This is a genomic window from Clostridiales bacterium (assembly GCA_012512255.1).
Classification (GTDB): domain Bacteria; phylum Bacillota; class Clostridia; order Christensenellales; family DUVY01; genus DUVY01.
In genome coordinates, this window is sequence record JAAZDJ010000091.1 from 1 (window position 1) to 4773 (window position 4773).

Below are 4773 nucleotides of genomic sequence, written 5' to 3' on the forward strand. Positions count from 1 at the left end.
CCTTGCAAAAAAGAATTGACGGCATGGAAATTGCCCATTACCTTATAAGAATCGGATTTTGTTCTAAAAAACTCGATGTTTCGCCTGTCAAACTTATGGTTTTCAAGCTCTTCATTGGCAAAAGATTTGATTACCTTTATGCCAAGCAGGCTGTCTTGGACTTGAGCGTTAACGCTGGCAATCTTTTTGCGGTTTTGGGAAAAGACTTTGCGCATCTTTTTGTTCATAATAAAACTGAATATCGCCATAATCATTGTAATGGCCAGCAAAATCAAGGTTATGGGCACATTAATAAACATTAACAACAAAAACGAGCCTACGATTTTCAAACTCGCGAGCAAAAGGTTTTCAGGACCGTGATGCGCAAGCTCGGCAATATCAAATAAATCGTTAATAAGCCTAGAGATCATTTCGCCCGTATTGTTTTTGTCATAATAAGAAAATGAAAGGCGCTGAAAATGATAAAATAAGTTTTGGCGCATATCGCTTTCTATGCGGGCGCCCATTATATGTCCCCAAGAAGTCACAAAATATTGCGCGCCGTATCTGATAATATAAAGAACGAGCATCAACGCCCCGAGCGTTAGCAAAGTTCTTACGATATTGGAAATATCGTCCGCCGCCAAAATATTATTTAAAAATCTTAGCAATTGCGGCAAGGCAAGGTCAATAACCGCGATAACTACGGCGCAAAACATATCAAAGAAAAAAAGTTTTTTATAGGGTTTGTAATAGCTTATAAATTTTTTTATCATCTAAAACCTCAAAAATAAATAACCAAAAAATCTTGTTTGATTATATTGTTTGAATATTATATCATATTAGTATATTTTTATTCAAATAGTAGTTTAAAGGGCAAGAAGTATTAACTATTATATTCACCTACTAGCGATTTGCCAAAAACATCAAATAAAAAACGCCTTTTGTTTTTTTAATATTAATATTATATAATTAATATATAAGGCAAGAATCTTAAAGAAAAACCAAAGAAGATTTTAACTTTTTGAACGCTATTAAACGCCGAGAAAAAAAATATTTATTAAACAAAGAACAATACCAAAGCTTAATTAATGAAATTTCTAACAAGATAGTTGAGGATAAATACGGGCTTCAAACCATAAGAAACATTTATTTTGACAACGATTATTACCAAGTCATAAGAACTTCGCTTGAAAAACCCAAATTTAAGGAAAAATTGAGATTGAGATGCTATGGTTTGCCCGATGACCAATCTGATGTTTTTTTGGAAATAAAAAAGAAATACAAAAAAGTCGTTTATAAACGCAGATTAAACCTTAAGTAAATTGACTTTGAACATTTGATGACCAATTTGCAAAAAAACGATTTCGTTATTAATGCCAATACTCCTTGTGTAAGCGAATTGACCAAGAGTCAGTTGCGGATTTTAGACGAAGTTGTTTATAAAATAAAAAAATACAGGCTTTATCCCAAAATATTTATAGCTTACGATAGAATCGCCTATAATGTTCCTTCATGGAATAATTTCAGGATTACCTTTGACAACAACATCCGTAGCAAGAGAGATAATCTTTCTTTGCGTATAGATTCCGATTGCAAATTCTTAATTGGCTCAGATAATTATATAATGGAAGCTAAAGTAATGAATTCTTTTCCGCTTTGGTTTGTAAAAGCGTTGTCTAAGCTAAAAATTTATCCTATTTCGTTTTCTAAATATGGAAAAATTTTTCAAAACGAGTTTAATAATATATATTAGGGGAGATGGTTTATGTTTAACAGCATTTTTGTGGACGGGTTTACTATGGAAACCGCTGCGATTTGTTTTGGCGTTTCAATAGTTTTAGGAATTCTTATCGCACTTGCTTATTCCTATAAAAGCGATTACACTCCAAGTTTTATAATTATGCTTATTCTGTTACCTTCTATTGTTCAAGCCGTGATTATGATGGTCAATGGGAATATAGGCACAGGAATCGCGGTAGCGGGAGCTTTTAGCTTGGTAAGATTTCGTTCCGCGCCAGGGGACGCAAAAGACATTTGCATGATATTTTTCGCTATAGCGGTTGGAATAGCCACCGGTATAGGTCAAATATATTTCGCGATAGCTTTTACCCTTATTATCTTGGCATTATTTGTTCTATTTAAGGCGCTTAATTTAACATTGACCAAGAAAAAAAGGCTTAAAGTAACTATTCCCGAAGATTGCGACTATGAAAGGGAAATCAATCCCGTATTAAAAGAAAATTGCTCTCATTATAATTTGGAAAAAGTCAAAACGACCAATTTGGGCAGCTTGTTTGCTTTAACTTATTGCGTTGTCATTAAAAAAGGTTTTTCAGAAAAGAAGTTGTTAGACGAAATAAGAATAAAGAACGCTAACCTTCCCATTACAGTTAATGCATATGTAGGCAATAAGGATTTGCTGTGAAATAACTATCCATATTTTATATGTCTTGTTAATTTTCTTGACTTTAGCGCGCCGATATAATCAATGGCGATAGAAAAGCGGTCATAGCATACTTAGCAGCTATTTTTACATAGTCTTTAATTTAAACTTTAAGCGAGTATAAAGACAATAATATATATAAATTAATTATTTCATCGTCTAATCGACCTAGCATTAATAAAACAACCTAGATTGGTTTTTATAATGCCGCTAAAGATATACAGGCGGTATTTTTAATATTCGTATGTTAGCGATTTTAGTTTCATTCTAGATTATTTATTTTTTAGGTTTGTTATGATAATATATTATGACTAAAAAATTTTTTTAAGAGGTTTTATCGTGCTAAAGATCAAAGGCGTTTTATTTGACATGGACGGCGTTTTGGTTGACAGCGAAGACATGGGCAAAAGAGCTTTTTTGGCGGCCATCAAAGATTACGGCGTCATAGCGCGTATGGAAGACTTTCGCGATTTCATAGGCGGCGGGGCGGAGCCTGTTATTAGGGGCATTATGGAAAAACACGGCGGAGTGTTTGTTCCCGAAGTAATTACCCATGCCTATGATATTTATGAAAAATATGCCCAAACCGAACTTAAAGCTTTCGCAGCCGCCAATAAGGTTCTCAAAACCTTGCACAAAAAAGGATACAAATTAGGAGTGTGTTCTTCGGGCAATAGAAGACGGGTAAATACAAATTTAAAATACGGCAAGGTTGACACCCGATTTTTTGGCGCGATAATCTCGGGCGAAGATGTTGCAAGAAAAAAACCTTATCCCGATATTTATCAAAAGGGCGCGGCGTCTTTGGGGCTTGAACCAAGCGTTTGCGTAGCGGTCGAAGACGCCATTAACGGCATCAAAGCGGCGCGCGCCGCAGGGATGAAATGCATAGCAATAACCACTAGCTTTAAAGAGGAAGAGCTAAAACAATATAATCCCGAATATATAATTAACGATATAGCCGAGGTTTTGAATATACTTTAATTTTTGATATAATATAAAGATAAGACTAAATAAATTCAACTATATTATATTTAAGATAAAAAACCAAATAGATATTGCCGCCGACAAGAATAAATAAATTTAATTAAGTTATATACAAAAGCCAAAATAGCAGATTTAGGAATTTGGCGCATTTTTATAAAAAAAGTCTTGCAACTTTTATAAAAAATTGCTATATTATAATAGCAAATCAAATAAATTCTGGGTGTGGTGCAGCTGGTAGCACGCATGGTTAGGGACCATGAGGTCGTGAGTTCAAATCTCGCCACTCAGACCATTGAAAAAACCGCTTATAATAAATAGCGGTTTTTTGGTTATTTTATTTTTAAAAATCTATTACCCAAAGACTATAGTTAAAAAGCGTATCCCTCAAGGCAAAGGAATACGCTTTTTTGATATTTGGCAATACAAAGCGTTTAGTTTTTTTTACAGGCTCAATACCTTATGTAATCTTTTCAAATCCTTATTATTTTATAAAATCATTTAAACTTTATGCGCTTTGTATTGAGGGTTAATTTTTTGTGAAACATACGCGCCCAAAGAAGGAGAAGACATCAATTCGTTATAGACATATAACGGTACATTATAATAGCGGTATGTGCCTTTGGTATGGAATTCAATCTGCAAAGTCCCATTTTCATATCCAATAGCTCTTATGCTTGATGAAACAACTTTTTTCATTTCCATAATATTTTACCTCCTTATCACTAACGATATTATAACATAATGGTAAAACTTTTTCAATATATGTTATAAAATTATGTACAACTTTGACAATAATCACAATTATTTAGTTCTTTTGATGTAAGTAACTGATAATAAAATACATTATTTGGAAAAATATTACACAAAATAATAACAAATAGCCAAAATCAATCTTGAGGTGCGATAATGAAAAAAAACATACTCTTATTTTTTAGCATTATATTGATAGTTTTTTGCATGATCATTTTAAGCGGATACGAAAAAGTTAAGATGGCGGGAATATTTGGAAAGGATATTGACGATAAAACATATTGCGAGGTATATGAGGACGAGGATGATTTTTATCGGCGGGAAAATATGGATAATCCTCAAAACGAAAGCTATCACCAAAAGCCCGAGCAAGACAAAGCCCAAGACGAACCTCAGCTTAAGACGCCTGATAATAAAAAACATAAAAGCCCCAAGGATAACATCTATAAGCGCAAAAAAAGGCATAGATTCTTTGACCCTAAATTTCAAATATCGGAAAGCTTTTTTGATATTTTACATAACCAATTACATACGCCATTCAAATTTATAAGACCCGGCCTAAAAAGAGATCCAAAATCCTCTGAAGAAAAAAGGCGCACCCCGCCTAAGCC

7 protein-coding genes and 1 tRNA gene are annotated in these 4773 nt (G+C 33.5%); 6 read left to right on the top strand and 2 right to left on the bottom strand.

What is annotated here, in order from left to right:
• A partial coding sequence (locus tag GX756_04875) for an ABC transporter ATP-binding protein (protein ID NLC17196.1) occupies positions 1-755 on the bottom strand: 755 nt, incomplete at its 3' end.
• A 248-nt stretch (positions 756-1003) separates the two neighbouring features.
• On the opposite strand from GX756_04875, the gene GX756_04880 reads away from it, so the two are divergent.
• The 5 genes from GX756_04880 (at position 1004) to GX756_04900 (ending at position 3704) form a co-directional block, all read left to right on the top strand.
• Entirely contained in the window at positions 1004-1303 is a 300-nt protein-coding gene (locus GX756_04880; GenBank protein NLC17197.1) for a VTC domain-containing protein, read from the top strand.
• 78 nt (positions 1304-1381) lie between these two features.
• On the top strand, positions 1382-1735 hold the full coding sequence (locus tag GX756_04885; GenBank protein NLC17198.1) for a VTC domain-containing protein: 354 nt from the start codon (positions 1382-1384) through the stop codon (positions 1733-1735).
• A 12-nt stretch (positions 1736-1747) separates the two neighbouring features.
• Positions 1748-2407, top strand: coding sequence for a DUF4956 domain-containing protein (locus GX756_04890; protein NLC17199.1), 660 nt, complete (start codon positions 1748-1750; stop codon positions 2405-2407).
• Positions 2408-2764: 357 nt separating this feature from the next.
• Positions 2765-3409, top strand: a complete 645-nt coding sequence (locus GX756_04895; protein ID NLC17200.1) for an HAD family phosphatase — start codon at positions 2765-2767, stop codon at positions 3407-3409.
• 219 nt (positions 3410-3628) lie between these two features.
• Positions 3629-3704, top strand: a tRNA-Pro gene (locus GX756_04900).
• Positions 3705-3910: 206 nt separating this feature from the next.
• Here the strand turns inward: GX756_04900 and GX756_04905 are convergent.
• Positions 3911-4114, bottom strand: coding sequence for a KTSC domain-containing protein (locus tag GX756_04905; protein NLC17201.1), 204 nt, complete (start codon positions 4112-4114; stop codon positions 3911-3913).
• 204 nt (positions 4115-4318) lie between these two features.
• On the opposite strand from GX756_04905, the gene GX756_04910 reads away from it, so the two are divergent.
• A partial coding sequence (locus GX756_04910; GenBank protein NLC17202.1) for a hypothetical protein occupies positions 4319-4773 on the top strand: 455 nt, incomplete at its 3' end.

What these genes read in the sequence shown, in the direction of transcription:
- GX756_04905 (NLC17201.1), bottom strand. Translation starts at nt 4,114, where the DNA reads ATGGAAATGAAAAAAGTTGTTTCATCAAGCATAAGAGCTATTGGATAT.
- GX756_04890 (NLC17199.1), top strand. Translation starts at nt 1,748, where the DNA reads ATGTTTAACAGCATTTTTGTGGACGGGTTTACTATGGAAACCGCTGCG.